Origin of the sequence: Micromonospora sp. NPDC050795, from assembly GCF_044456785.1 — a bacterium.
Classification (GTDB): Bacteria; Actinomycetota; Actinomycetes; order Mycobacteriales; family Micromonosporaceae; genus Micromonospora.
On the sequence record NZ_JBITGE010000010.1, the window covers coordinates 1 to 26,630 of the forward strand.

The 26,630-nt window shown below is 72.4% G+C and carries 27 protein-coding genes; 22 read left to right on the forward strand and 5 right to left on the reverse strand.

Annotated features, from left to right (window positions below; all coding sequences use genetic code 11):
* Nucleotides 1–338 precede the first annotated feature (338 nt).
* From ACIBEF_RS11050 to ACIBEF_RS11065, 4 genes are read left to right on the forward strand one after another with little or no spacing between them, the layout of a single operon-like run.
* A complete protein-coding gene (locus ACIBEF_RS11050; protein ID WP_396793122.1) occupies nucleotides 339–1,574 on the forward strand; it encodes a cytochrome P450 in 1,236 nt (411 codons plus the stop codon).
* Between the two features lie 28 nt (nucleotides 1,575–1,602).
* Nucleotides 1,603–2,787, forward strand: coding sequence for an acyl-CoA dehydrogenase family protein (locus ACIBEF_RS11055; protein ID WP_396793124.1), 1,185 nt, complete (start codon nucleotides 1,603–1,605; stop codon nucleotides 2,785–2,787).
* Nucleotides 2,788–2,809: 22 nt separating this feature from the next.
* Nucleotides 2,810–3,220, forward strand: coding sequence for an SgcJ/EcaC family oxidoreductase (locus ACIBEF_RS11060; protein WP_396793126.1), 411 nt, complete (start codon nucleotides 2,810–2,812; stop codon nucleotides 3,218–3,220).
* Between the two features lie 25 nt (nucleotides 3,221–3,245).
* Nucleotides 3,246–4,628, forward strand: coding sequence for an FAD-dependent oxidoreductase (locus ACIBEF_RS11065; RefSeq protein ID WP_396793128.1), 1,383 nt, complete (start codon nucleotides 3,246–3,248; stop codon nucleotides 4,626–4,628).
* A gap of 61 nt (nucleotides 4,629–4,689) precedes the next feature.
* Here the strand turns inward: ACIBEF_RS11065 and ACIBEF_RS11070 are convergent, their stop codons facing one another.
* The 3 genes from ACIBEF_RS11070 to ACIBEF_RS11080 are packed head-to-tail and all read right to left on the reverse strand — an operon-like array spanning nucleotide 4,690 to nucleotide 7,982.
* A complete protein-coding gene (locus tag ACIBEF_RS11070; protein WP_355008673.1) occupies nucleotides 4,690–5,778 on the reverse strand; it encodes an LLM class flavin-dependent oxidoreductase in 1,089 nt (362 codons plus the stop codon).
* A gap of 36 nt (nucleotides 5,779–5,814) precedes the next feature.
* Nucleotides 5,815–6,819: an acyl-CoA dehydrogenase family protein gene (locus ACIBEF_RS11075; RefSeq protein WP_396793130.1), complete on the reverse strand. Its 1,005-nt coding sequence runs from the start codon at nucleotides 6,817–6,819 to the stop codon at nucleotides 5,815–5,817.
* Nucleotides 6,820–6,830: 11 nt separating this feature from the next.
* Complete coding sequence (locus ACIBEF_RS11080) at nucleotides 6,831–7,982, reverse strand: acyl-CoA dehydrogenase family protein (RefSeq protein ID WP_396793132.1); 1,152 nt, start codon at nucleotides 7,980–7,982, stop codon at nucleotides 6,831–6,833.
* Between the two features lie 164 nt (nucleotides 7,983–8,146).
* On the opposite strand from ACIBEF_RS11080, the gene ACIBEF_RS11085 reads away from it, so the two are divergent.
* The 18 genes from ACIBEF_RS11085 (at nucleotide 8,147) to ACIBEF_RS11170 (ending at nucleotide 24,103) form a co-directional block, all read left to right on the forward strand.
* Nucleotides 8,147–8,344, forward strand: coding sequence for a ferredoxin (locus tag ACIBEF_RS11085; RefSeq protein WP_355008676.1), 198 nt, complete (start codon nucleotides 8,147–8,149; stop codon nucleotides 8,342–8,344).
* Nucleotides 8,345–8,370: 26 nt separating this feature from the next.
* Nucleotides 8,371–9,525: a steroid 3-ketoacyl-CoA thiolase gene (locus ACIBEF_RS11090; protein ID WP_396793396.1), complete on the forward strand. Its 1,155-nt coding sequence runs from the start codon at nucleotides 8,371–8,373 to the stop codon at nucleotides 9,523–9,525.
* Between the two features lies 1 nt (nucleotide 9,526).
* A complete protein-coding gene (locus ACIBEF_RS11095) occupies nucleotides 9,527–10,717 on the forward strand; it encodes a CaiB/BaiF CoA transferase family protein (RefSeq protein WP_396793134.1) in 1,191 nt (396 codons plus the stop codon).
* Nucleotides 10,718–10,834: 117 nt separating this feature from the next.
* Nucleotides 10,835–11,575, forward strand: coding sequence for a 3-oxoacyl-[acyl-carrier-protein] reductase (fabG, locus tag ACIBEF_RS11100; RefSeq protein WP_355008678.1), 741 nt, complete (start codon nucleotides 10,835–10,837; stop codon nucleotides 11,573–11,575).
* Entirely contained in the window at nucleotides 11,572–11,967 is a 396-nt protein-coding gene (locus ACIBEF_RS11105; protein ID WP_396793136.1) for a 3-hydroxyacyl-ACP dehydratase FabZ family protein, read from the forward strand. The genes fabG and ACIBEF_RS11105 overlap by 4 nt, the downstream gene beginning before the upstream one ends.
* Entirely contained in the window at nucleotides 11,960–12,484 is a 525-nt protein-coding gene (locus tag ACIBEF_RS11110; protein WP_396793138.1) for a 3-hydroxyacyl-ACP dehydratase FabZ family protein, read from the forward strand. The genes ACIBEF_RS11105 and ACIBEF_RS11110 overlap by 8 nt, the downstream gene beginning before the upstream one ends.
* Nucleotides 12,481–12,735, forward strand: a complete 255-nt coding sequence (locus ACIBEF_RS11115; RefSeq protein ID WP_355008681.1) for an acyl carrier protein — start codon at nucleotides 12,481–12,483, stop codon at nucleotides 12,733–12,735. The genes ACIBEF_RS11110 and ACIBEF_RS11115 overlap by 4 nt, the downstream gene beginning before the upstream one ends.
* Before the next feature lie 3 nt (nucleotides 12,736–12,738).
* Nucleotides 12,739–13,944 carry a beta-ketoacyl-[acyl-carrier-protein] synthase family protein gene (locus ACIBEF_RS11120; RefSeq protein WP_355008682.1) on the forward strand — a complete coding sequence of 402 codons (1,206 nt, stop codon included), beginning with the start codon at nucleotides 12,739–12,741 and terminating at the stop codon, nucleotides 13,942–13,944.
* The gene (locus tag ACIBEF_RS11125; RefSeq protein WP_396793140.1) at nucleotides 13,941–15,023 is read left to right on the forward strand and encodes a beta-ketoacyl synthase N-terminal-like domain-containing protein; all 1,083 of its coding nucleotides are present in this window, start codon (nucleotides 13,941–13,943) and stop codon (nucleotides 15,021–15,023) included. The genes ACIBEF_RS11120 and ACIBEF_RS11125 overlap by 4 nt, the downstream gene beginning before the upstream one ends.
* Nucleotides 15,001–16,113 (forward strand): beta-ketoacyl synthase N-terminal-like domain-containing protein, encoded by a 1,113-nt coding sequence (locus ACIBEF_RS11130; RefSeq protein WP_396793142.1) that lies wholly within the window; start codon nucleotides 15,001–15,003, stop codon nucleotides 16,111–16,113. Before ACIBEF_RS11125 ends, ACIBEF_RS11130 begins: the two co-directional genes overlap by 23 nt.
* Nucleotides 16,110–16,922, forward strand: coding sequence for a beta-ketoacyl synthase N-terminal-like domain-containing protein (locus ACIBEF_RS11135; protein ID WP_396793144.1), 813 nt, complete (start codon nucleotides 16,110–16,112; stop codon nucleotides 16,920–16,922). The genes ACIBEF_RS11130 and ACIBEF_RS11135 overlap by 4 nt, the downstream gene beginning before the upstream one ends.
* Complete coding sequence (locus tag ACIBEF_RS11140) at nucleotides 16,919–17,701, forward strand: alpha/beta fold hydrolase (RefSeq protein WP_396793145.1); 783 nt, start codon at nucleotides 16,919–16,921, stop codon at nucleotides 17,699–17,701. Before ACIBEF_RS11135 ends, ACIBEF_RS11140 begins: the two co-directional genes overlap by 4 nt.
* A gap of 3 nt (nucleotides 17,702–17,704) precedes the next feature.
* The gene (locus ACIBEF_RS11145) at nucleotides 17,705–18,640 is read left to right on the forward strand and encodes a thioesterase (protein ID WP_396793147.1); all 936 of its coding nucleotides are present in this window, start codon (nucleotides 17,705–17,707) and stop codon (nucleotides 18,638–18,640) included.
* The gene (locus tag ACIBEF_RS11150) at nucleotides 18,637–19,323 is read left to right on the forward strand and encodes a 2-hydroxychromene-2-carboxylate isomerase (RefSeq protein ID WP_396793149.1); all 687 of its coding nucleotides are present in this window, start codon (nucleotides 18,637–18,639) and stop codon (nucleotides 19,321–19,323) included. The genes ACIBEF_RS11145 and ACIBEF_RS11150 overlap by 4 nt, the downstream gene beginning before the upstream one ends.
* Nucleotides 19,320–20,060 carry a class II aldolase/adducin family protein gene (locus tag ACIBEF_RS11155; protein WP_357194112.1) on the forward strand — a complete coding sequence of 247 codons (741 nt, stop codon included), beginning with the start codon at nucleotides 19,320–19,322 and terminating at the stop codon, nucleotides 20,058–20,060. Before ACIBEF_RS11150 ends, ACIBEF_RS11155 begins: the two co-directional genes overlap by 4 nt.
* Nucleotides 20,061–20,068: 8 nt before the next feature.
* Nucleotides 20,069–21,664 (forward strand): AMP-binding protein, encoded by a 1,596-nt coding sequence (locus ACIBEF_RS11160; protein ID WP_396793151.1) that lies wholly within the window; start codon nucleotides 20,069–20,071, stop codon nucleotides 21,662–21,664.
* Nucleotides 21,661–22,917 carry a cytochrome P450 gene (locus tag ACIBEF_RS11165; RefSeq protein ID WP_396793153.1) on the forward strand — a complete coding sequence of 419 codons (1,257 nt, stop codon included), beginning with the start codon at nucleotides 21,661–21,663 and terminating at the stop codon, nucleotides 22,915–22,917. Before ACIBEF_RS11160 ends, ACIBEF_RS11165 begins: the two co-directional genes overlap by 4 nt.
* 34 nt (nucleotides 22,918–22,951) lie before the next feature.
* Entirely contained in the window at nucleotides 22,952–24,103 is a 1,152-nt protein-coding gene (locus tag ACIBEF_RS11170; protein ID WP_396793155.1) for an epoxide hydrolase family protein, read from the forward strand.
* Between the two features lie 50 nt (nucleotides 24,104–24,153).
* On the opposite strand, the gene ACIBEF_RS11175 is transcribed toward ACIBEF_RS11170, so the two are convergent.
* On the reverse strand, nucleotides 24,154–25,533 hold the full coding sequence (locus ACIBEF_RS11175; RefSeq protein WP_396793157.1) for an NDP-hexose 2,3-dehydratase family protein: 1,380 nt from the start codon (nucleotides 25,531–25,533) through the stop codon (nucleotides 24,154–24,156).
* Nucleotides 25,530–26,591: a glucose-1-phosphate thymidylyltransferase gene (locus tag ACIBEF_RS11180; RefSeq protein ID WP_396793159.1), complete on the reverse strand. Its 1,062-nt coding sequence runs from the start codon at nucleotides 26,589–26,591 to the stop codon at nucleotides 25,530–25,532. The genes ACIBEF_RS11175 and ACIBEF_RS11180 overlap by 4 nt, the downstream gene beginning before the upstream one ends.
* Nucleotides 26,592–26,630: the final 39 nt, after the last annotated feature.

The window sequence follows — 26,630 nt, forward strand, 5'->3', positions numbered from 1 at the left end:
GCGGCGCCAGCACAGCCCACTCATGGTTCGTCAGATCGCCTCGTGCCACACAGGCCTAACGAGCGAGATTCATGATCCGCGAGACAGAACCTAGGCGGGCTCACCGTCGCCGGCCTGGTTTTCGCGCCCCGACCTCGGCTGCCCTCGCCGAACCTGACATGGCGTTCCCGCTGGCCGCCACCGAGTGCGCACACCGAGAGATGCATCGCCGGATCGGCTGATGACACGCTCGTGCAACGCCACCGGTCGATCCGCTGCGCCCCACGGAACGGGCACATCGGCTTCGCCGGGCGGACCGGCGCGTGGCCGAAACACTCCGCCGAAACTGGGAGTCATCCATGGACAGTTGCCCGTTCTCTCTGGACACCACCGGAAAAGATATCCACGGTGAGGCCGCGAAGCTGCGTTCGCAGGGCGCCGCCACTCAGGTGGTTCTGCCCGGCGGCGTGGTGGCGTGGTCGATCAACAGCTATGCGGTGATCAAGCAACTGCTCACCGATCCGCGGGTGACGAAGAGCGCCCGCAACCACTGGCCGGCGTTCATCAACGGCGAGATCCCGCCGGACTGGGAAATGATCAGCTGGATCGCGATGGACAACATGGTCACCGCGTACGGCAAGGACCATGTGCGGCTGCGCAAGCTGGTCGGCAAGGCCTTCACCCCGCGGCGTACGGAGGCGATCCAGCCGTGGATCGCCAAGATCACTGAGGAGCTTCTCGACGGTCTGGCCGCCGCCGCCCCCGGTGAGGTGGTGGACCTGCGGGAGCGGTTCGCGTACCCGTTGCCGGCCCGCCTGGTGGCCGACCTCATCGGCATGTCCGAGGAGGCTCGCGCCAAGACGGCGAAGGTCATCGACATGATGGTCGACACCACCGTCACCCCGGAGCAGGCGCAGGCCGTGTTGGCCGGGTGGCGCGGCGCGATGGCCGATCTCATCGCCACCAAGCGGGAGAACCCGGGTGAGGACATCACCAGCGACCTCATCGCCGCGCGGGACGAGGACGGTTCCCGGCTCAGCGAGGAGGAGTTGACGGACACCATCTTCGCCATCCTGGGCGCTGGCTCCGAGACCACCATCAACTTCTTCGACAACGCCATCACGGCCCTGCTCAGCAACCCGGAGCAGCGGGATCTCGTGCTGTCCGGCGAGGCCACCTGGAACGACGTCATCGACGAGACGCTGCGGGTCGAGTCCCCGCTGGCGCACCTGCCGCTGCGGTACGCCGTCGAGGACATCGAGCTGGACGGCGTGACGATCCCGCAGGGCGATCCCATCCTGATCAACTACAGCGCGGTGGGTCGCGACCCCGCCCTGCACGGCGACGACTCCGACCGCTTCGACCTGAAGCGCGCCGACAAGGAGCACCTCTCCTTCGGCCACGGACCGCACTACTGCCTGGGCGCCGGGGTGGCCCGGGCGGTCGCGACCACCGGCCTCTCCTCGCTGTTCGAGCGCTTTCCCGACATCGCGCTGGCGGTGCCGGTCGCCGACCTGCAGCCGTTGCCCACCTTCATCATGAACGGCCACCGGACGCTGCCGGTCCGGCTGACCGCCCCCGTGCCCGCCGCCTGACATCCACCGACGACCTCAGGGAGCCGCCGTGCTGACCACCACCGACACACCCAGGCGCGAGGACATCGTCGCGCGCGTCACGGACCTCGCCCCGCTGCTGCGCAGGAACGGCGTACAGGCCGAGCGGGACCGCCGACTGCCCGACGAAACGATCGAGGCCCTGGCCGACGCCGGGGTCTTCAAGCTGCGGGTGCCGAAGCGGTTCGGCGGCTACGAGGCCGACACCCGCACGCTCGCCGACGTCGCGACCGCGCTCGGCCGGGCCGACGGTGCCACCGCGTGGACCGCCTCCGTCTACTGGATCCCGACGTGGATGGCCGGCCTGTTCCCCGAGGCGGTGCAGGAGGAGGTCTTCTCCACGCCGAACGTGCGGATCTGCGGCACCCTGAGCCCGTCCGCCATGGCGGTCCCGGCCGATGGCGGCATCGTCGTCAACGGCAAGTGGGGCTTCATCAGCGGCGCGTTGCACAGCCACTGGCAGGAGATCATCGCGGTGCTGGTCGGCGGCGATGGTCCGCCGATGCCGGTGATGGCGCTGGTGCCGACCTCCGAGTTGCAGATCGTCGACGACTGGCACACGTCCGGCCTGCGCGGCACGGGCAGCGTCAGCACGGTCGCCCAGGACCTGTTCGTGCCGGCGGAGCGGTTCCTGCCGCTGCCGGTGGTGCTCCAGGGCCGGGCCGGACCGGACGCGGCCGGCGCGCCCGCCATGTACCGGGCGCCGCTGCTGCCGGTCGCCTCCGCGTCGTCGGTGGGCACCGTGCTGGGCCTGGCCCGCGCGGCCGGTGAGACGTTCCTCGAGCGGCTGCCCGAGCGCAAGATCACCTACACGGGGTACGAAAAGCAGGCCGAGGCACCGCTGACCCATCGCCAGGTGGCCGAGGCGGAGCTGAAGACCGACGAGGCCGAGTTCCACGTGCACCGCCTCACCGCGCAGGTCGACGACAAGTCGGCCGGCGGCCAGCCGTGGAGCCTGGCGGAGCGCGCCCGTGCCCGGGCCGACCTGGGAGCCGCGTGCCGCCTGGCGAGGGAGGCGGTCGGCATTCTCGCCGGCGCCAGCGGCGGCTCCTCGCTCTACGACGACGTGCCCATCCAGCGCATCGCCCGCGACGTGCAGGCGGTCAACCTGCACGCGCTGATGAACCCGGACACCAACACCGAGCTGTACGGCCGGATCCTGTGCGGCCTCGAACCCGACACCCTCTATCTCTGAGCCGCCGAGAAAGGACACCAGAATGACCACGAGCACCTTCAACGCCGAGGCTCAGGCCGCCGTGGCCGCGGTACCGCGGCACATCGTCACCGCGTGGGCGGAGCACGACGCCGACGCGTTCGCCCGCACGTTCACCGAGGACGCGACCATGATCCTGCCCGGGGTCTTCTGCCGTGGCCGGGACACGATCCGCGGATACATGGAGCAGGCGTTCCAGGGCCAGCTCAAGGGCACCCGGGTCACCGGCACGCCGGTCGACGCCCGCCTCATCGCGCCCGGCGTCGCGGTGCTGACGACCGAGGGTGGTGTTCTGGAGCCCGGCGCCGAGAACGTGTCGCCGGCCCGGGCCATCCGGGCGTCCTGGATCCTCGTCGAGCGCGACGGCGAGTGGCTGCTGGCGGCTTACCAGAACAGCCCGCGCGGCGAGTCGTGAGCAACCAGGCCAGGAAGGGACAGCCGTGAGCGCACAGGTGGGAGAGCGTGCCGTCGTTCTCGGCGGCAGCATGGCGGGCCTGCTCGCGGCGCGGGTGCTGGCCGACGCGTACGCCGAGGTGGTCATCGTCGACCGCGACCGGCTCACCGGCGTCTCCACCGCCCGACGTGGCGTGTCACAGGGCCGGCACGTGCACGGTCTGCTCGCCCGGGGCCAGCAGATCCTCGACGAGCTGTTTCCCGGTTTCACAGCGGAGGCGGTGGCCGCCGGGGTGCCGACCGGCGACCTGGGCGAGCTGCGGTGGTTCTTCAACGGGCGTCCGCTGGCGCCGGCAAGCACCGGGCTGACCTGCGTGTCGGCCGCCCGTCCCGTGTTGGAGCAGCTGGTGCGCCAACGGGTGGCCGAGCTTCCGGCCGTACGCTTCGCCGAAGAGCGTGACATCGTCGGGCTGACCACGACCCCGGACCGCGGGCGGGTCACCGGGGCGCGGGTGCAGGGGCGTGACGGCGCGGCCGAGGAGACGATCACCGCGGATCTGGTGGTCGACGCCACCGGCCGCGGGTCGCGCACCCCGGTCTGGCTGGAGGAACTGGGGTACAGCCGGCCGGACGAGGACCGGATCCGGATCGACCTGACCTACACGACGCGCCTGTATCGCCTGGCCTCGGACGATGTTCTGAAAGGCGACCTGTCGATCAACCCGGTGTCGTCGCCGTCGCACCCCCGTGGCGCGTTCCTGTCCCGTATCGACGGCGGCCGGTGCATCGTCTCGCTGACCGGGGTGCTCGGCGACAGCGCGCCGGCCGACCCGGCCGGATTCCTGGAGTTCGTCAAGTCGCTGCCGGTTCCGGACATCTACCAGGCCATCCAGGACGCCGAGCCGCTGGACGAACCCGTGTCCCTGCGGTACCCGGCCAGCGTCCGTCGCCACTACGAGCGGTTGTCCCGGCTGCCGGACGGCTTCCTGGTCCTCGGCGACGCGGCGTGCAGCTTCAACCCGGTCTACGGCCAGGGCATGACGGTGGCGGCGTTGGAGGCGCTGACCCTGCGCGACCACCTGGCCGGCGGCACGGCACCCCGGCCGACCGACTTCCAACAGGCCGTGTCCGCGGTCACCGACGTGCCCTGGGAGATCTCGGCGGGTGGTGACCTGAGCTTCCCGCAGGTGCAGGGCCCGCGACCGTTGAAGGTGCGGATGGCGAACGCGTACATGGCCAAGATGCAGGCGGCCGCGACCCGCGACCCGCAGGTGACGCGGACCTTCATGCGGGTAGCGGGGCTCGTCGAGCCGCCACAGGCCCTGATGCGGCCCGCGATGATGCTCCGGGTGCTGACCCGCAGCCGCCGTCCGGCACCGGAGGTGCCAGCGTGGCAGCCCGACGCCGTCGGCACCGCCTCGGAGGTCTGATCCAAGAAATTCGGTGCCCCGGCCCTTATGGGCCGGGGCACCGACGGGTCCGGGGCCGGCATCAGCCGGCGAGCACGCCGCGCTTGCGCAGCAGCGGGAGCACGCCCTCCCCGACCACGTAGGCCTCTTCGAGGTGCGGCTGCGCCGACAGGATCAGGTGGTCCAGGCCGAGCCGGTGGTATTCCTCGATCCGGTCCGCCACGTCCTCGTGGCTGCCCACCAGCGCGGTGCCCACGCCCGGACGGACCAGGCCGTACCCGGCCCAGACGTTCGGGTATACCTCCAGATCGTCGGTACGCCCACCGTGCAGCGCCGCCATCCGCTGCTGCCCCTGCGACTCGGTGGACCGGAAGCGCTGCTGCGCCTGCCGGATCCGCGCCGGGTCCATGCCGTCGACCAGTTGTCGCGCCACCTGCCAGGCCTGCGCGGAGGTGTCCCGGGCGATGACGTGGAAGCGGGTGCCGAAGCTCAGCGTGCGTCCGTGCGCGTCGGCGAGTTCGCGGGCCCGGCCCATCGCCTCCGCCATGGCCGCCGGTGGCTCGCCCCAGGCCAGCAGCACGTCGGCGTGCGCGGCGGCCACCTCCCGGGCCGCGTCGGAGGAGCCGCCGACGAAGATCTCCGGAGCGACCGGGTACGGCCGGGTGAGCAGGCCCGCGCGGATGCGGTAGTGCGTGCCGGTGTGGTCGAACCGCTCACCGGTCCAGGCTCGGCGGAACACGTCGAGGAACTCGCCGGTGCGGGCGTACCGTTCGTCGTGCGACAACCAGTCGCCGTAGCGCCGCTGCTCGTCGGCGTCGCCGCCGGTGACCACGTTGAGCTGGAGGCGGCCGCCGGAGAGACGTTGAAGGGTCGCCGCCGACTGCGCGGCCAGCACCGGCGAGATGAGCCCGGGGCGCATCGCCACCATGAAGCGGATCCGCCGGGTGTCCGCGGCGAGCGCGGCCGACACCAGCCACGGGTCCTCGCAGAACATGCCGAACGGCACGAGCATTCCGGTGAACCCGAATCGGTCCGCCGCCAGGGCGACCTGACGCAGGTAGTCCGGGTCGACGTCGCGGCGCGCGCCGGGCGGTGGCGGGCCGGAGGAGGGCTGGGCCACCTCGCGTCCGTCCCCGTGCGTGGGCAGGAACCAGTGCAGCTGCAACGACATGTGTCGTCCTCTCGATTCGGCGGTGAGCGCCGGCGGTCAGCTCAGCAGCAGGGCCGCGAGCACGTCGTGCGGTGGCACGGAGGTGACCCGGTGGGCGTCCAGCCACAGCGCCCGCCGGTAGCGCAAGTGCAGGCCGAACTCCCAGGTCATGGCGATGCCACCGCAGACCTGCAGGGCCACCTCGCAGGCCAGCACGGCCGCGCGCGGACCGGCCACGGCGGCACAGGCCACCGCCTCGACGGCGTCTTCGCCGTTCAACGTCACCGCCGCCCGGTAGGCCAGCGACCGTGCGGTCTCGATCTCCGCGTACGCCTCGGCCAGCTGGTGTGCCACCGCCTGGAACGACCCGATCGGCTGGCCGAACTGGGTCCGGGTCCCGGCGTACCGCACGGCTTCGGCCAGGGCGCCGTCCGCGACACCCACCGCCTCGCAGGCCAGCAGCATGGCGCTTCGCAACCGCAGCGCGGGCAGCAGGTCGGCGGTGCGGGCGGGGTCGGCGAGCAGTCGGGCGGGCGCGTGCAGCAACCGGACGGTGGCGTACCGGCGCAGTGGATCGATGTCGTCCCGCTCGGCGATGGAGACCTCCGAGGGCGCGACGCCGAACAGCGCCACCCCCTGGCGGGTCGTGGCGGCCACCACCAGTTCCGTGGCCAGGTGCGCGTCGACAACGCCGGGTGCGCTCCCGCTGATCCGCCAGTCCGGCGTGTCGTGGGCGGCGCACGTGTCCGAGGAATCGACCAGCGCGGCCGGTCCGGGTAGCGGCATCCCCGCCGACTGGTACACCGGCAGAGCCGATCCGGCCGTGCCGACCCAGGGTTGGGGAAGCAGCGCCCGCCCGCTCTCCTCGGCGAGCAGGGCGAGGTCCACCGGTCCGAGTTCCGCGTCCAGCCAGCCCTGTCGGTCCAGCGCGGCCCAGTCCTCCGGATCGAGGAGGCCGTGATCCGCCGTCGCGGCGAGCCGGGACGGCGGGAAGCGCTCGCTCAGGTGGCGTCGGGCCGCGTCGGCCAGGTCCCGCTGTGTGGTGGTGGTGGCGAAGTCCATGGTGCGCTCTCCTAACGGTGGCGAGGCAGGCCGAGAACACGTTCGGCGACGATCCCGCGCAGGATCTCGGAGGTGCCGCCCTCGACGGTGTTCGCGCGGCTGCGCAGCTGCGCCCGTCGCCAGTACGCCGCCCACTGCCCGGAGTGTCCGACGGTGTCGCCCTGCACCAGCCGCAGTCCCAGCCGGCACATCTGCTGGTGGGTCTGCGACCAGCGCAGCTTGAGCACCGAGCTCTCCGGGCCGGGCTCCCCGCCCCGTTCCAGCTGCGCGAGCGCGCGGTAACCGGTGAAGCGCAACCCCTGGAGCCGCACGTGCAGATCGGCGATCTCCCGGCGCACGGCCTGGTCGGCGGTGGCACCGACGGCGTGCGCGGTGCGGATCAGCCGGTCCAGTTGCACCGCCAGGCGAGCGGTGAGCGTGATGCCGAACGTGCCGCGTTCGTGCGAGAGAGTCGTGAGCGCCACCTTCCAGCCTTCGCCGCGCGCACCCACCACGCTGTCCTCGGGCAGTTCCACGCCGGTCAGCACGATCTCGCTGAAGTCGGTGTCACCGGAGATCTGGCGCAGCGGGCGCACCTCGACGCCGGGGGCGCGCATGTCGAGCAGGAAACAGGTCAGGCCGCGGTGCTTGGGCGCGTCGGGTTCGGTGCGGGCCAGCAGGAGACAGCGGTCGGCGAGATGGGCGTACGAGGACCACACCTTCTCGCCGGTGATCGTCCAGCCGTGCGCGGTCCGCTCCGCCCGGGTGCGCACCGAGGCCAGGTCCGAGCCAGCCTCCGGCTCCGAGAAACCCTGGCAGAAGATGATGTCGCCGGACAGGATCCCCGGGAGGTTGACGGCCTTCTGGGCCGCGGTGCCGTACCGGATCAGCGTGGGACCGACCATGTGCAGGCCGATGACGTTGAGGTGGTCCGGGGCGCCGGCCAGCGTGCTCTCCTCGGCGTGGATCGCCTGGTACAGCGGGGGCAGGCCCCGCCCGCCGTGCTCCCGCGGCCACGTCAGGCCGGCGTACCCGGCCTTGCCGAGGGTGGCGCTCCACTGCCGCATCTCCGGCTCCGGCCACGGCTGTGGCGGACCCGCGGAGGGGGCCGGCACATGCGCGCGCAACCAGGCGCGCAGCTCGGCCCGGAATTCGCCTTCTTCGTCGCTGTCGTCCAGCCGCATAGAGGCACGCTAATGCTCGCGGGGGCCGGCATCGCTATTTGTCGGCGCATTCCGCAACGTGCGAGAAGAAGGGGCACCGGAAATGCGAGGCGGCAATTTTGAAGATGCGCCCGTACGGGCCGGGCGGCGACGATGGCGTCGGACACGGACCCGGGGAGGCACTCGTGCACGTCATCGTCGATTTCGACCAGTGTGACGGCAACGGCCTGTGCGCCGACGCCGCCCCGGAGGTGTTCGAGTTGGGCGAGGACGACGTGCTCCGGGTCCGCGCGGAGCACCCGGCGCCCGCACTGTGGCCGGCGACGGAGATCGCGGCCCGGGGCTGCCCCAAGCTCGCCATCACCCTGCGGACCGACGCGTGACGGCGTCCGGTGAGCGGCTGCCGGTCATGGTCGCGGCCACCCGTACGCCGATCGGGCGGCGGGGCGGCGCGCTGGCCGGTCTCAAGGCGGTGGAGCTGCTGCGGCACGTGCTGCTGGCGGTGTTGGACGAGACCGGCACCGACCCGTCCGACGTGGAACAGATCATCGGCGGGTGCGTCACGCAGTCCGGCGAGCAGAGCCTCAACGTCACCCGCAACGCCTGGCTCAGCACCGGGCACGACCCGGCTGTCGGCTGCACCACCGTGGACGTGTCGTGCGGGTCAGCCCACCAGGCCAATCACCTGGTGGCCGCGCTGATCGCGGCCGGGGAGATCGACGTCGGCATCGCCTGCGGCGTCGAGTCGATGAGCCGGGTGCCGGTCGGCACGAACCTCTACCAGGGCCCCGGGCACTACAAGACAGCCGACTATCCGTGGGACGACCCGCCCCAGGCGCAGTTCGGTGGCGCGGAGCGGATCGCCCGGCGCGAGGGCATCACCCGCGCCGACGCCGACGCGTACGGGTTGGCGTCCCAGCGGCGGGCCGCCGCGGCCTGGGCCGATGGCCGGTTCACCGAGGAGGTGACGCCGGTGCGCGCGCCGGTGCTCAACGGCGACGGCAGCCCCACCGGTGCGTTCCGCCTGGTCGAGCGCGACGAGGGGCTGCGCCCCACGACCGCCGCAGGGCTGGCCGCGCTGACGCCGACCATCGAGGGAGGGGTGCACACCGCCGGGACCACGTCGCAGATCTCCGACGGCGCCTCGGCGGTGTTGTGGATGTCCCAGGGGCGGGCCCGTGCCGCCGGCCTGCGTCCGCGGGCGCGGATCAGCCACCAGGTGGTCACCGGCGCTGACCCGTACTACCTGCTGGACGGTCCGGTCGCCGCCACCGGTCGGCTGCTCGCCCGGGCCGGGCGCAAGATCAACGACATCGACCTGTACGAGGTCAACGAGGCGTTCGCCGGCGTCGTGCTCACCTGGCAGGCGGCGTACGGTGCGGACCCGGAACGCGTCAACCCGAACGGCGGCGCGATAGCCCTCGGCCACCCGCTCGGTTCCACCGGCACCCGGCTGCTGGTGACCGCACTGCACGAACTGGAGCGCTCCGGCCGGGAGTCGGCGCTGATCACCATGTGCTGCGGGGGCTCCCTCGGCACCGCCTCACTGCTGCAGCGGCTCTGACATGCGGGCCGAGGACTTCTACGCCGAAGCGCGGACCGACCTGTCCGGGCCGCTGCACGGCGTCCGCGTGCTCGACGTGACGAAGGTGTGGTCCGGGCCGATGGCCACCTGCGTCCTGGCCGACCTGGGCGCGGACGTGATCCGGGTGGAACTGGCGCACGGCCGCGACGGTGAGGTGCCCCCGGTGATCCCGGGCACCTCGCTGTCCTGGTTCCGCCAGACGGTGCACCGCAACAAGCGCAGCCTCGGCCTCGACCTGCGTACGCCCGAAGGTCGCGCCGAGTTCCTGCGGCTGGTCCAGGTGGCCGACGTGGTGGTCGAGAACTACCGACCGGGCACGCTCGCCAGGTGGGGCGCCGGATACGCCGACTGCCGTGCCGTCCGCCCGGACGTGGTGTTCGTGTCCGTCTCCGGGTGGGGCCAGTACGGTCCCGGCCGGGACCGACCCGCGTACGACCCGGTGGTGCAGGCGGCCGGCGGCTGGATGGCCCTCAACGGGCCGGTCGACGGCGATCCGGTGCGTGCGCCCACCTTCATCGCCGACGAGCTGGCCGGGCTGCACGCCGCGATCGGGGCTCTGGCCGCGCTCGCCCATCGGGACCGGTCCGGCGAGGGTCAGCACGTCGACGTGTCCATGCTGGATGCTCTCCTGTTCGGTAGCAGCGGCCTGCCGACCCTCGCCGCCGCCGGAGCCCCACCCGGCAGGCACGGCAACGAGACCCCGTTCGCGGTGCCGTCGAACGTCTACGCGTGCGCCGACGGGCATCTCTACCTCGCCGTCGCGCTGAACAAGCACTGGCGGGTACTGGCCCGCACGATCGGCCGCCCCGAACTGGCCGACGCCGACGGGTTCCGGACCGGCGACCAGCGGATCGCCAACCGCGACGCGGTCAACCTCGTCGTGGCCGGCTGGTGCGCGGGACGCCCGGTCACCGAGGCGGTCGACGTGCTGACCGGCGCCGGGCTGGTGGCCGCTCCGGTCCGGACGCTGAGCGAGTCGGTCGCCGACCCGCACGTACGGGCCCGCGGGATGCTCCAGGACACCGTGCTGAGCGACGGAACCACCGCGCCGCTCGTCGGCCCGGCGGTGAAATTCTCGCGTACCCCGACCCGGATCCGCCGGTCCGCACCGGCGCCCGGCGCCGACTCGGAGGAGATCCGCAACGAGCTGAAAAGCGATGTCGCAACGTGAGAGAAGGGACCCCGGCCGGTCGGCCGATAAAGTAGGCGAGTAGCGATCTCCACCATTTAAGGCCAATTCATCAATGCGGCTGTTAATGGTTCGCGCGCAAATGACGACGGAGGCGAAATGGCCGAACAGCACCGGGCTCTGATCACCGGGGCGTCGCGCGGCATCGGCCGGGCGGTGGCCTTGCGACTGGCCCGCGAGGGGTACGCCGTCGCCGGCTGTCACCACTCCGGTGACGACGCCGCCCGGCGTACCGAGGAGGACGTCCGGGTGCTCGGCGTGCCGTGCTACTTCGCGCGCTGCGACGTGGCCGACCCCGCCGCCGTCGAGGACTTCGTGCGCGCCGCCGAAGACCAGCTCGGCACGTTCGACCTCGTCGTCAACAACGCCGGCATCACCCGCGACGCGCCCCTGGTGCTGGCCCCCGCGGACGACTGGGACGCCGTGCTGGCCACCAACCTCACCGGAACCCGCAACGTCTGCCGGGCCATGGCTTTCCGCTTCATGAAGCAGCGCAGCGGCGCCATCGTCAACATGTCGTCCGTGGCCGGGGTCTACGGCAACGTCGGCCAGACGGCCTACGCCGCGAGCAAGGCCGGCATCATCGGGTTCAGCAAGTCGCTGGCCAAGGAGGTGGCCCGGCACGGCGTACGGGTCAACGTGGTGGCGCCCGGCTTCATCGAGACCGAGATGACCGACGCGCTCCCGGACCGGCTCCGGGAGCAGGCGCTGGGCCAGATTCCCGTACGGCGGTTCGGCCGGGCCGACGAGGTCGCCGAAATGGTCGCCTTCCTGCTCAGCGAGCGCGCCTCCTACGTCACCGGCCAGGTGTTCCAGGTGGACGGGGGGATCACGCTGTGACCCGGGCGGTGGCATCCCCGTTGTGCGACGCCGACCTGGTGCGCCTGGACTCCTCCGGGGCGGCCTTCACCGTGCGGGTCCCCGTGCGCGGCGACGATCCGTACCTGCGGGGCCACTTTCCCGACCTGGCGGTGTTCCCCGGGGTCTTCGTCGTGGAGGCGCTGTGCCGGGCGATGGCCGGCGCCGCCGGAAACCGCCCGCCCGAGCTGGTCGAGCTGCGCTCGGTGCGGTTTCTCGCGCCGCTGCTCGACGGTGACACGCTCACGCTCACGGTGCGGGCCGAGGAGTCGCCCGGTGGTTGGGACGTGCGCGCGGTGGCGTACCGCGCCGACGGCACCACCACGGCGAACCTGCGCGCCCTCTTCGCCGCCACCGGAGCCGGCGATGGGTGAGCACAACGAGATCCGGGCGGTGCTCCCGCAACGTCATCCGATGCTCCTGGTGGACCGGGTGCTCGCGCTGGAGCCGGGACGCTCCATCCGGACGGTCAAGCTGGTCAGCGCGACCGAGCCCTGCTACGCCGACCTGCCGGAGAGCGCCGAGCCGTGGCAGTTCGCGTACCCGCGGTCGCTGTTGATCGAGTCGTTCGGCCAGAGCGCCGCCCTGCTCTGGCTGGGGGACAGCCCACCGCCGGACGACGACGGCGTGCTGATGTTCGCCGGCGCCCGGGACTGGCACTTCGCCGGCTCGGCGTACCCCGGTGACGTTCTCCGGCACGAGGTCCACCTCGACTCCGTGGTCGCCGACACCGCGTTCGCCCACGGCGAGACCTGGATCGGCGATCGCCGGGTGGCCACCGTGGGCACCCTCATCGCCACCCGCCGCCCCGTCGCCCGGCCGGCGGTCCCGCCGTCCGGCGTCGCACACCCTCATCCAATGGTTTCGGTCAGCACGGAAGGACAGCGATGACGATCAAGGAACAGCAGCTGGAGGAGCTTCGCGAGATCGTCGCGGAGGTGCTGGAGGTCGAGCCGGAGGAGCTCACCGACACCGGCGACTTCATGGACGAGTACGAGGCGGACTCGCTGCGTGCCATCGAGATCCTGGCCCGTATCGACAAGCAGTTCAAGGTGGAGATTCCGCAGGCGGAGCTTCCCGAACTGCGCAACCTGAAGGCCGTGCACGCCGCCCTGACCCGGCACGCCACCGGCCGGGACTGAACCGTGGTCCGCGTCGCGGTGACCGGGCTCGGTCCGGTATCGAGCATCGGGGTCGGCGTGTCGGCGTTCGCCGACTCGCTGCGCTCCGGGCGATCCGGCATATCCCGGATCACCAGCTTCGACACCTCCGGGTTTCCGTTCGTCAAGGCAGGTGAGGTGCACGGGTTCCGGCCCGGTGAGCACCTGTCCAGGCTGGACCCGTCCCGGTGGGGCCGGTCCAGCCTGTTCGCGGCCACCGCGGCGCGGCTCGCGGCCGCCGACGGCGGTCTCGACCCGGACCTGATCGACGCCGGACGCGCGCACGCGGTGATCGGCACCACCAGTGGCGAGTCACAGGTGCTGGAGGCGCTGACCGCCCAGATCCTCGCCGACGGGTTCGCCGGCCAGGACCCGACCCTGCTGGCGCAGCTACCGGCGAACCGGCTCGCGCACGCGGTCAGCGAGGAACTCGGCCTCGCCGGTGAGTCGCTCACCCTGGCCACGGCGTGCTCCGCCAGCAACTACGCGATCGGGTACGGCTACGACCTGCTCGTCGCCGGTGAGGCCGACGTGGTGTTCGCCGGCGGTGCCGACGCGGTGTGCCGGTGGGCGCACGCCGGCTTCTTCAGGCTGGGCGCGCTCACCGAGCACGCGTGCGCGCCGTTCGACCGGGACCGCTCCGGCATTCTCACCGGCGAGGGCGGGGCCGTGCTGATGCTGGAGACGTTCGAGCACGCCCGCGCCCGCGGCGCGCGGATCTATGCCGAGCTGCTGGGGTACGGGCGCAACTGCGACGCACACCATCCGGTGGCACCGCACACACCCAGCATCGCGGACTGCATCCGGCTGGCACACCGCAACGCCGGGGTGAAACCCGAGGACGTCGACTACATCTGCGCGCACGGCACCGGCACACCCGCCAACGACCTGGTGGAGGGCGCGGCGATCCTGGAGGTCTTCGGGCCCGAGCCGCCGCCGGTGAGCTCGATCAAGTCGATGATCGGGCACACGATGGGCGCGGCGAGCGGGTTCGGCGCCATCGCCGGGGTGCTGGCGATCGACCGGGGTTTCCTGCCGCCCACGGTGAACTGGGAGCACCCCGACGAGGGGCTGCCGGGTCTCGACCCCGTGCCGAACGTGGCCCGCGACGCCACCGTGCGTGTGGTGCAGAACGACGGGTTCGCCTTCGGCGGCAACAACGCCATCGTGATGCTGGGAGCGGTGGCATGACCGGCGTGAGCGTGTTCGGCTGGTCGGCGCTCACCTCGGCCGGCATGGCCACGTCCACGGCCACCGCGTCGCTGCCGCGCTCCGACGCCCCGGTCGCCCCCGGCACCGGTGGCCTGTTCACCGAGTCGCTTCCCTCGCCGCGTGGACACGTCGTGCCGGGCTTCGACATCCGGGCCCGGCTCGGCCGCAAGGGGACCAGCACGTACGACCGGGCCACCGGGCTGGCGGTGGTCTGTTGCGAGGACGCCCTCGGCGCGGCCGAACTGTCCGCCGACGCCGACCGCGGCCGCGTCGGTGTGGTGCTCGGCACGACGATCGGCAGTTTCCGGTCCACCAGCGACTTCAGTCGCGAGACGCTGGTGCAGGAGAAGCCGTACCTGGTGAACCCGATGCTGTTCCCGAACACCGTGATGAACGGCGCCGCCGGCCAGGTCGCCATCCGGCACGGCCTGCGCGGTGTCAACGCCACCGTCGCGGGCGGCGCGCTCGGTTTCCTCAACGCCGTCCGGTACGCCGAGATGGTGCTCGCCGGCGGATACGCCGACGTGATGCTCGCCGGTGCCGTCGAGGAGTTCTCCGCACACCGGGCGTGGGCCGCACACCTCACCGGTACGACGGCCGAGGTGCCGCTCGGCGAGGCGGCCGCCGTGTTCGTCCTGTCCGCGCCCCGGCCACCGGCCTGGGTCGGGGCCGCACCGGTCGCCGACCTCGTCACCGCCACCGGGTTCGGTCCCGGCGGCACCGGGGCGCGCGCACTCCTGGCCTGCGCCCGGCGCGCCCTGGACCGGGCCGGCGTCGCACCCTCCGACGTCACCGCGGTCCTCACCGGCGAGGCCGACGAGGACGGTCAGGACGAGTACCTCGCGGTCGCCGGGCTGCTCCGCCACCGACCTCGCCGGGTAGCGGCGAAGAGGCTGCTGGGTGAGTGCGACGCGGCCTCGTCCGCCGCCGCGCTCGCGGTCTGGCTGGCCGACCCGGAGCCGGCCGGGCCGGCCCTGCTCACCGCCCGCAACGCCGACGGCGCGGTGGCCGTAGCTGTCGTGAGGAGGTGCGCCGATGCCGGCACTGGTGACCGGTAGCGCCGTCCGTACCTGCCTGGGCGACGGCCAGCGGACCTTCGCGGCGCTGCTCAGCGGCGCCTGCGGCGCGGCACCGTTGCGGCACCCCGGCCGGGCGCTTCTGAACGTCTCGCACGGCTACCACGCCGCCGGCGCGGCACCGTTCGGCGCCGCCCGGATGTTGTCGGCGTGCGTGGCCGAGGCGGTGGCCGCGTCCGGGCTGGACGCCGGCCGTCGCCGGGTCACCGCCCTGGTGGGTACCGGGCTGCGGGAACTCGGCGCGGTCGAGGAGTTCGCCCTCAGCGGGGTCCGTCCGCCGCGGTCGAAGCTGCACTTCGCCGAGGCGGTGCGCCGCGTGCTGCCGGGCGTCACCGACGTCATCACGGTGTCCAACGCGTGCAGCGCGGGTGGGCACGTCCTCGCACTGGCCGAGGACATGCTGGCCCTGGGCGACGCCGACGCCGTCGTGGTCGCCGCCGCCGACACCATGACACGCTCCATGCTGGCGATGATCGGGCGGGTCAGCGATCCGCCCACCACGCGGGTCCGCCCGTTCGACCGGGACCGCACCGGTGTGCTGCTCGGCGACGGCGCGGCGGCGCTGGTCGTGGAACCGGCGGACGCCTCCCGACCGGCGCTCGCGCGGGTCGCCGGCACCGGCCTGTCCTGCGACGCCCGGCACGAGACCGCGCCCGACGTGGACGGCATCTGCCGCGCCATGCGCGACGCGTACGCCCGTGCGGGGCGGGAGCCGTCGGAGACCGATCTGGTGATCGCGCACGGCACCGGCACCGCGCTCAACGATCCGGCCGAGTGCCGGGCACTGCGAGCTGTGGTCGACGCCGCGGGCGGCTCGCCGCTGATCACCGCGGTCAAGGGCGCGGTGGGGCACACCTCCGGTGCCGCGGCGCTCGTCAACGTCGACGTGGCTATCCGCTGCCTGGAGACCGGGCTGGTGCCACCGGTGGCCGGCCTGCGCACGGTCCTGGACGAGGGCGCCGGACTGCGCTTCGTCGTGGGCGACTTCGTCGGGTCGCGGCCCCGGCTGGTGCAGGTGAACGCCTTCGGGTTCGGCGGCGTCAACGCGGTCTCCCTGCTGGAGGCGTCGTGACCACCGCCATCTACGCGACCGGTTGGAGCCTCCACCTGCCCGGTGCCGACCTGAGCGCCGTGGGAACGGGGGAGTGGGCGCGCGCGGAGGCCGCCACCGCCGACCGGGCGGCCACGCTGCTGGGTCGCAAGGGCCTGCTCTCCAAGGACCCCGCGACGCGGCTCGCGCTCTGCGCCGTGCACCGCGCGCTGGGATTGACACCGGGCCGTCACCCGCTGCCGACGCCGCTGCCCGCAACCGCGGTGGTGGCCTGCAGCAATCTGGGCAACGTCGAGACCGTGGCCCGGGTGGCCCGGACAGTCACCGAGGAGGGCGGGCGCGCGGTCAGTGTGCTCGACGCGCCGGGCGTGTCCAGCAACGTGGTGTCCAGCGCGGTGGCGCTGTGGTTCGGCTTCGGCGGCCCGAATCTGATGATCTGCTCCGGCGCCCGGTCCGGGCGGGCCGGCCTGCACACCGCCGCGCTGCTGCTGGCGGCGGGCCGCGCCGACCGGGTGGTCCTGGTCGGCGTGGAGCCGGCCGACGAGATCGCGTCGGCGCTGCACGCCGGTGCCCCGCCGTTGCGCGCGGGTGCCGCCTGCGTCGTGCTCACGGCGCGCCCGGGCCCCCTCGCCGTCCACTCGCGACCGCCGCTGCCCGTGGCGGAGCCGTTGCCGTCGGGCCCGGTGGACGACTGGGGTGACTCCTACGGCGCACGCGACATCGTCGCCCTCGCCCTGGCCGCGCACCTGGTGGCCGACGAGGGACACGGCGCACTGGCCGTGGGCGATCCCGGCGACACGCCGTTCGCCGTTCTCGGCGGTGCGTCGTGACCGTCCCCGTGCACGTGCTCAACGAGGGTGATCCGGGTGCCCCGCTCGTGGCGTTCGCGCACGGGCTGGAGGACACCTGGCAGAGCTGGCGACCTCTCGCCGAGTGGCTCGGCCCGCGCCGGCGCCTGGTCGCCCTGGACCTTCCGTGGCGTGCCGGCAACGACTACCGGTGGCGGCACCGGTCGCCCGCGGACTGGCTGCGCTCGGGCCTGGCCGTGTTGCCCCGAACCCCGGACGTGCTGGTGGCGCACTCGTTCGGCGGTAACGCCGCACTCCAGCTGCTCTGCGCCGACGAACCCCTCGCCGGGCGGACCGTCGCGCTGATCTGCCCCCTGTACCGACCTCCCGGAGGGCCGGTCACCTGGGCGCTGTTCGACCGTTCCCGGGAGACGTTCGTGCAGCACATCCACGACGGCCTGCGCGCCCGGATGGGCAGCCGGGCGGCCCGCATCGACGCCGGGCTGCTGGCGGCGATGACGGACCTGGCGATCGAGCGGGTGGGCCCGGCCGGGTTCCTCACCGTCTTCGAGCAGTACCTGGCGACCGCCGATCTGTCGCTCGAGACGGTGGACAGGCCGGTCGCGGTGCTCGCCGGCGGCGCGGATCCCACGCTCACCCCGAAGGCGGCGGAGGTGCTCGCCGCCGGCATGCCGGGCGGCCTCCTGCACCTGCGCGACGACTACGACCACTTCTGCCATGTACGGCACGCCCAAGGAATCGCCGACCAGGTCGCCGACCTGGCCCGGCTGGCCCGGGCGACGATGGGAACGGCGGGATGAGCAATGACCGTGACGATCACACCAAGACCCACAGTGGTGCACACCGAACCGGGGTACGAGGGCGCCAACATCCGTACCTGGATCGGTTTCAAGCACTTCCTCTACCTGGTCGAGCAGGGCGTGCTGCGCTGGCTCCGCGACCAGGGCGCCGGTGCCGGTGAGCTGTACCTGCGGCACGGTCTCGGCCTGGAGATCGTGGAGAGCTCCGTACAACTGCCCGCCGTGCTGGAACTGGACGACGAGGTGCGGGCCGAGGTCACCGCGGCCAGGGACAACCTGCTGAGCGTCCGGCTCGTGTCGACCCGGGACGGACAGGAGGTGACCGCGCTGCGGGGCCGGGTGCGGGTCGCGCTCGTGCGCGAGCGCACCGCCGAGACCTACCGCCGCGCGCCCGGCGGGCTCGACGCCCTGGAGGTCCCCGAGCTGGCTGCGGCGACAACGGTGCGACACCCGGACCACCGGTCGCTGGCACCCGGTGAGACCGCCGAGGACGTGCTGGGCGCGGAACCAGGCGCACACCTGTGGTCCTGGCGAGCGCCGTACTTCTACTGCCACTACTCCGACCGGGTCCAGCACTCCGGGTTCGTGCGCGCTCTGGAGGAGGTGGTGGACCGCTTCCTCGCCGACCGCGGCATCTCCGTCGGCCGCCTGCTGACCGAGCGGTCCTGGATCCCGGTGGTGTCGCGCAGCCACCTGCAGCTCGTCGAGGCCGCGCGGATGGAGGAGACCGTGCACACCGTCGTCACCGTCACCGACATCCTGCGCGGCGTGCTGTTCGACGGACGGATGCGCTGCCACGTCCAACGCGGCGACCGCCTGGTGCAGGTCGCGCAGGCGCGGATCCTGCACGGCTACGCCATCGCCGCCGGACCCGGCGCGGGCGGCATGGCCGAGCTCGACGACGAGGTGGTCGCGGCGCTGCGGGGAGACCGACGATGAGCGCCCGGCCGCGGCTGTACTTCTCGTTCCGCAGCCCGTACAGCTGGCTCGCGGTGCGGCGGTTGCGCGAGGCCGTACCGGATCTGTTCACCAGGCTGGACCTGCAGCCGTACTGGGACCCGGACGAGCGGTCGACGGCGGCACTGGCGGCGCGCGGCGGCGAGTTCCACTACGTGCAGATGAGCCGGGCCAAGCACCTGTACATGCTGCTCGACACCAAACGCCTGGCCCAGCGCCAGAACCTGACCATGGCCTGGCCGATCGACCGGGACCCGTGGTGGGAACTGCCGCATCTGGCCTGGCTGGCCGCACGACGCGAGGGCCTGGCCGAGGCGTTCTACGACGCGCTGGCGCAGGCCCGCTGGGGACGGGGTGAGGACATCTGCCAGCCCGTCACGGTGCGCCGTGCGGCCAAGGAGGCCGGGTTCGCCCCGGAGACGGCGGTGCTGGCCGCTGAGTCGGCGAGCATCCGGGAGGAGGGCGTGGACTGCCTGTACCGCGCGTACCTCGACGACATCTTCGGCATCCCCTACCTGAAGCTGGGACGCCACCGGTTCTGGGGACTGGAACGGGTCGACGCCTTCCTGGAGATGTGGCAGGCGGGTGACGACCGACCGGTGGTCACCGAGTCGGCCCGGCTGACCCCGCCGTACGACCTCGACACCCCGGGCGGATGCGGATGACCACGCGCCGCGAACCGCTCGCCGAACGGCGCTACCGCAAGCAGCGGCTCGCCGCGACACTGCGGCTGTTCGCCCGCTTCGGCTTCGACCACGGCGCCGGCGGCCACGTCACCGCCCGTGACCCGATCGAGCCGGACCACTTCTGGATCAACCCGTTCGGCATGCACTTCGGACACGTGCGGGTCGCCGACCTGCTGCTGGTCGACGAGTCCGGCACGGTGGTCGCGGGCAAGGGCAGCGTGAACCCGGCCGGGTACGCGATCCACTCCCACGTGCACGCCGCCCGGCCGGACGTGGTGGCGGCCGCGCACACGCACTCCACGTACGGGCGGGCCTGGTCCACCCTCGGCCGGCCGCTCGACCCGCTCACCCAGGACGCCTGCGCCTTCTACGAGGACCACTCGGTCTACGACGGCTTCGAGGGCGTGGTCCTGGAGTCGCAGGAGGCGAAGCACATCGCCGACCGGCTCGGCGACGCCAAGGCGGTGATCCTGCGCAACCACGGCCTGCTCACCGTCGGCGGGAGCGTGCAGGAGGCGGCGTGGTGGTTCATCACCATGGATCGCAGCTGCCAGGTGCAACTGCTCGCCGAGGCGGCCGGCCGGCCGGTGCCGATCCGCCCGGACGCCGCGCGGGCCACGGCGGCCCTGATGGGCACGCCGGGCATGGGTCGGCTCAACTTCTCCCCGCTGTACGACGACATCATCCGCGCCCAACCCGACCTGATCGAGGAGTAGACGCGCCCATGCCGACGTTGATCAACGACCTCATCGCCGCGAACGGACACCGCCCGGCCCTGGTCGACAAGCGCGGCCGTTCCAGCTGGCCGGAACTCGGTTCGCGGGTGCATCGCTGGATGGGCGTCCTGGCCGCCGAAGGGCTGGGCCGCGGCGACCAGGTGGCCTGCGTGCTCGGCAATCGCCGGGAGACGTTCGAGATCCTGCTCGCCTGCCTGCACCGGGGGATCACCGTGGTGCCGGTGAACTGGCACCTGACCGAGCCGGAGATCGCCTACCTGATCACCGACTCGGAGTGTCGAGGGCTGATCGTCGAGGAGCCCTACGCGCAGGTGAGTGGCCGGGCCGCCGCCCGCGCGCCGGGGGAGGTCCCGACGCGACTGGTGCTCGGCGACCGTGACGTGCCCGGCTTCCGGGCGGTGGAGCCTCTGCTCGCCGCCGCGGATCCGGCGGAACCGGCAGAGCAGTTCTGCGGCTCCACCATGCTCTACACGTCCGGGACCACCGGCGCACCCAAGGGCGTGCTCAACGGCATGTTCGTGGTGGGAGCGCCGTTCACCCGGGTGGCCAAACTGCTGGAGTACGCCCGCGTGGTCCTCGACGTCCCGGCGAACGAGCGGTTCCTGCTCGACGGGCCCTGGTACCACTCGTCGCAGCTGTTCCTCGCGCTGCTCGCCCTGCTGCGCGGCTGCACGCTGCACATCCAGGAGCGGTTCGACCCGGAGGCCACGCTCGCGGTCATCGACGCGGAGCAGATTTCCGCGGCGCATCTGGTGCCGACCCAGCTGGTGCGGTTGCTCCGGCTGCCGGAGCACGTCCGCCGCGGCTTCTCCGGCGCATCGCTACGGCGGGTCTGGCACGGCGGCGGGCCGTGCCCGCCGGACGTCAAACGGGCCATGATCGAGTGGTGGGGGCCGGTGTTCCTGGAGTACTACGGCGCCACCGAGGGCGGCGTCGTGAGCCTCATCAACTCGCACGACTGGCTGCGCCGGCCGGGCAGCGTGGGCCGCGCCGTGCCGCCGTACGAACTCGTGGTGGTCGACGAGGAGGGCGCCCCGGTGCCCGCCGGCGTGTCCGGGCGGGTGTTCGTCCGGCGCCTCACCGGGCGCACGTTCCAGTACCACAAGGCGCCCGAGAAGACCCGGGCCGTGCATCTGGCCGCGGACAAGTTCACCTACGGCGAACTGGGACACCTGGACGAGGCCGGCTTCCTGTATCTCGACGGCCGTGCCCAGGACCTGATCGTCACCGGGGGCGTGAACGTCTATCCCACGGAGGTCGAGGCGGTGCTGCTGGCCCATCCGGCGGTACGGGACGCGGCCGTCATCGGCGTGCCGGACCACGAGTTCGGAGAGCACGTGGTCGCGGTGATCGAGCCGGCTCTGCCCGAGCCGGCCGACCTGTTCGCGCTGCTCGATCCGCACTGCCGCCGCTCGCTCGCGGGTTTCAAGACGCCTCGGGCGTACCACGTGGTGGCCTCCCTGCCCCGGGACACCTCCGGCAAGTTGCGGAAGGACGCGCTGCGCCGCGCCATCGCGCCGCCCGCGCCGGACGACCCGGATGCGGTGCTGGAGCGGACGTCGTCGGCGGAGCCGGTGCTGTGACCGCCGTGTCGGGCGTCACCCGGCCGGACATCGCCCATCCGGCCACCTACGCGCACGGGGTGCCGCACGCCGAGTTCGCCCGTCGGCGGCGCGACGAACCGGTGGCCTGGGTCGACGAGCCGCTCCTGACCCGGCACAGCGCGAGCGGCCGGATCACCGAGCGGGGCCGTGGGTACTGGGCGGTCACCACGCACGCGGCGGTGCAGGAGGCGTCGCGGCGCACCGGCGACTTCTCGTCCGGGCGGGCCGGCGCCTTCCTCGTCGACCCACGGACACCGGCGGACCTGCGGCAGACCAGGCAGCTGCTGATCAGCATGGACGCACCGCAGCACGTCCAGATCCGCCGCCTGGTGACGTCGGTCTTCACGCCCCGGGCGGTCGGCGGACTCGCCGACGGGGTCGCGGCACACGCCACCGAGCTGGTCCGGCGCGTCGTGCGTGCCGGCGAGCTGGACGTGGTCACCGACCTGGCGGCCGAGTTGCCGTTGCTGGTGCTCTGCGACCTGCTCGGTGTCCCGCGCGCCGATCGCCACCTGCTGTACGGCTGGAGCAACCATCTCGTCGGCTTCGACGATCCGGAGTTCGGCGGCGGGGACGTGGACGCGTACCGGCGGACGTTCGCCGAGGCGTTCACCTACGCGCTGGAGCTGGCGGCCGAGCGCCGCGCGCGCCCGCAGCCCGACCTGATCAGCCGGCTCGCCGTCGCCGAGGTGGACGGCCGGCGGCTGTCCGACCGCGAATTCTGCATGTTCTGGCTGCTGCTGGTGGTGGCCGGCAACGAGACCACCCGACACCTCATCGCCGGCTCGCTGTCGGCCCTGGTCGACGACCACGAGCAGCGCGACCGACTGGTGGCCGGCACGGTGCCCATCGCCGCGGCGGTCGACGAGCTGATCCGCCACGTCACGCCGATCATGCAGTTCCGACGTACCGCCACTCGCGACACCGAGCTGGCCGGGCAGGCCATCGCGGCCGACGACAAGGTGGTTCTTTACTACACCTCGGCGAACCGCGACCCTGCCGTCTTCACCGAGCCGGACCGGCTCGACCTCGGCCGCAGTCCCAATCCGCACCTGGCGTTCGGCATCGGGCCTCACTTCTGCCTGGGCGCGCACCTGGCCCGGCACGAGTTGACCGCCCTGCTCCGGGCGATCCTCCCGCACCTGCCGTCGCTGGTACGTACCGGACCGGAGATCCGGTTGGAGTCGAACTTCGTGAACGGTTTGAAGTCTTTTCCCGCACAGATCCGATAAGCGCGTGCTTCAGCCAATGGAAGGGAATTGCGCGATGGAAGAGTTCCGGATCGACATCCCACAATCCGACGTCGACGACCTGCGTCGACGACTGGCGGCCACCCGGTGGCCCGGCGAGCTCGCCAGCGTCGGCTGGGATCGCGGCGTGCCGCTGACCTACCTGCAGGAGCTCACCGACTACTGGGCCACCACCTTCGACTGGCGGGCCGCGGAGGCTCGGCTCAACCAGATGCCCCAGTTCCGGACCGAGATCGACGGCGCGAGCATCCACTTCGTGCACGTGCGCAGCCCGGAACCCGACGCGGTGCCGCTGATCCTCACCCACGGCTGGCCCGGCTCGTTCGCGGAGTTCACCGAGATCGTCGGCCCGCTCACCGACCCGCGCGCACACGGTGGCGACCCGGCTGACGCGTGCCACGTGGTGATCCCGTCGCTGCCCGGGTACGGCTTCTCCAGCCTGCCGGACACCGGCTGGGACGTGGTGCGGATCGCCTCCGCGTGGTCGGAGCTGATGAGCCGGCTCGGCTACGACAGGTACGTGGCGCAGGGCGGTGACGCCGGATCGGTGATCTCCCAGGCGCTCGGCGTCATCGACCCGACGCACTGCGCGGGGGTGCACGTGAACATGCTGATGACCTTCCCGTCCGGCGACCCGGCCGACCTGGACGGCCTGAGCGAGCGGGACATGGCGCGGCTGGGCCGGCTGCGCGAGTTCGACGAGCACCTGTCCGGTTACATGAAGATCCAGCAGACCCGCCCCCAGACGCTGGCGTACGCGCTCACCGACTCACCGGTCGGGCAGCTCGCCTGGATCGTGGAGAAGTTCCGGGAGTGGACCGACAGCGAGAAGGTGCCGGAGGACGCGGTGTCGCGCGACGACATCCTGACGCTGGTGTCGCTGTACTGGTTCACCGCCACCGCCGGGCCCTCGGCGCAGTTCTACTACGAGGGCGCGGCCGCGGTGAAGGCGGCGGCCGCCGGGGCGGCACCCCCTCCGATCACCGTGCCGGTCGGCGTGGCCGTGTTCCCGAAGGACATCTTCCTGCCGGTACGCCGATTCGCCGAGGCGCACATCCCCACCATCGCCCGGTGGACCGAGTTTGACCAGGGTGGACACTTCGCCGCCCTGGAGCAGCCCGGCCCCCTGGTCGACGACGTCCGGGAGTTCGTGCGTCTGGTGCGATGATCGACCACCGCCGCGGCCGGCCGGGTGATCCCGGCCGGCCGTGGTGTGCGTCAGAGAACGACCGCGCCGGTGGTGATGGCGGACAGCAACGTCCTGGCCTGGACGTTGACATAGTGCCCGTGCCGGAGCAGCGCGGTCAGCTGGCCCGGTGTCAGCCAGCGGTATCCCGGCGGCGGATCGGCGGGCGCCGCGTCGGACTCCAGGACGACGCAGCGGTTCTCCGCGTGGTAGAAACGCCCGCCCTCCTCGGCGTGCACCACGTCGTATCGGATCTGGCCGGGCGCCGCCGACCTGATCAGGTCCAGGAATGCCGGCCCGGTGCCCGAGCCGTGGTGCCCGGGTGTGCACTGCACGGTCGGCCCGAGCTCCACCGTGTTGTGGAAGCCGGCCTCCACCCGGGCGTGCGTGAGCAGATGCGGCACGCCGCCGAACCGGCGGGTCAGGAACGCGATCAACCCTCGTTCCAGCGGTTCGAAGAGTGGCTGGGTCCAGCCGCGTACCTCGCGGTTGTCGGCTTCGACCGAGACCGCCATCACCCGGAAGTAGCGCGGCGGGACGTGTTCGATGGTCCGGTCGCCGATGGTCCAGCCGGGCAGCCCGCGCAGCGGCACCAGCCGGCCGTGGAGGTCGTGGCGTGTGCGTTCCGCGGTGAACCAGGAGCGCACCTCGGTGTCGTCGTGCCGGGCCACCGCATCGCCGAAGGCCACCGGCGCGCAGGCCAGAACCGTACGGGTGTCCATGTTGATCAGATTGTCGACCTGCATCAGACGGCCGATCTGGCCGAGGGTGAGCCAGCAGAAGTCCGCGCCGGCGTCGACCGTGGCGCCAGTCTCGACGATCATGTTCCGGTTCGTCTTGTGGTGGAACCAGGACCCGTGCTCCGACTGCAGCACGTCGGTGAGCGGCCGGCCGCGATGCGGATCGGTGAAGAGCTCCAGGTGGCGCACCGGCGCCCCGCGGTGCGCCCCGGTGTAGTTGCTGCGGGTGGCCTGAACCGTCGGCGAGAGCTGCACCGGTGTCGGGTTTCCGGGCTCGGCCTTGGCCTGCAGGAGGAAGTGCAGAACGCCGTCGAACTCGGTGGCGACGATGCCCAGGATGCCCACCTCGGGCTGGTTGATGATCGGCTGCCACCACTCCAGGTGCGGCGACCCACCGGTGCGTACGTGCAGGCCCTCCACCGTGAAGAACCGGCCGCTGTGGTGCACCAGGTTGCCGGTGCCCGGAGCGAACCCCCAACCGTCCAAATCCTGGAACGGGATCGGCGTCACCCGGAACCGCTGGGCGCGCGCCCGCTCCGCCAGCCAACCCGGCACGTCCGCCGTACGGATGGCCGCGCCGGCCTCGGTCTCGGCCGCCGAGCGAGCCAGGCGTTGCGCCAGCCCGTCGTCCTCACGCGGGCGCAGCCGGAGCGCCGCCCCCGGCGCGCTCATGCGGCCAGCTCGATCCGGGTGTCGTCACCGATCACCAGCCGGTGCGCGAGGCCGTCGCCCGCACTGACCGTCGCGGCGCGCCCGATCAGCGACCGGGCCAGTGGCGGCACCGCCGAGATGGTGGCACCAGCGAGCACCACCGAGTCGGCCACGGTGCACCGACGCAGGACGCAGTCCGGGCCGACGGCGGTGAACGGCCCCACCGTGCTGTCCTCCACGAGGGTTCCCGCACCGATGACGGCCGGGCCGTCGATGCGGGAGCGCACCACCCGGGTGCCGGGCTCGACGACGACCTGCCCGGTCAGGATGCTGGCCGGGTCGACGTCGCCGGCGACGCCGGGCGTCAGGTCGGCCAGCATGCGTCGGTTGCAGTCGAGCAGGTCGTCGACCTGCCCGGTGTCCTTCCAGTAGCCGTCGTAGACGCTGGCACGGACGTCCGCGCCGGACGCGAGGAGCCACTGGACCGCGTCGGTGATCTCCAGCTCGCCGCGGGTACTCGCGTCGATCGCGGCCACCGCCTCGTGCACCGCCGCCGTGAAGAAGTAGACGCCGATCATCGCCAGATCGCTGCGCGGCCGGGCCGGCTTCTCCACCACCCGCAGCACGGTGCCGTGCGGGTCGAGCTCGGCGACGCCGAACTCCTGCGGGTCGCTGACCTTGTGCACCACGATCTGGGCGGCCGGGCGGTGCGCGCGGAAGTCGGCGGCGATGTCGGCGACACCGTCGGGCAGCACGTTGTCGCCCAGGTACATGACGAAGTCGTCGTCGCCGAGGAAGGAACGTGCCAGCCGGACGCAGTCCGCGAGCCCACGCGGCTGGTCCTGGTGCAGGTACGTGATCGGTACGCCGAAACGCCGGCCGTCGCCCAGCGCCGTCCTGATGTCGGGTCCCCACCGACCGACCACCACCCCGATCTCGGTGACGCCGAGGCCGCTGACGGTTTCCAGCACCAGTTCCAGTACCGGTCGATTGGCCACGGGGAGCAGTTGTTTCGGCATGGAATGACTGAGCGGGCGGAATCGCGTGCCGGAACCGCCCGACAGGACCAGAGCCTTCACCGTGGAAATTCCTTTCCTTGCAGGAAGTGTGGACGCTCG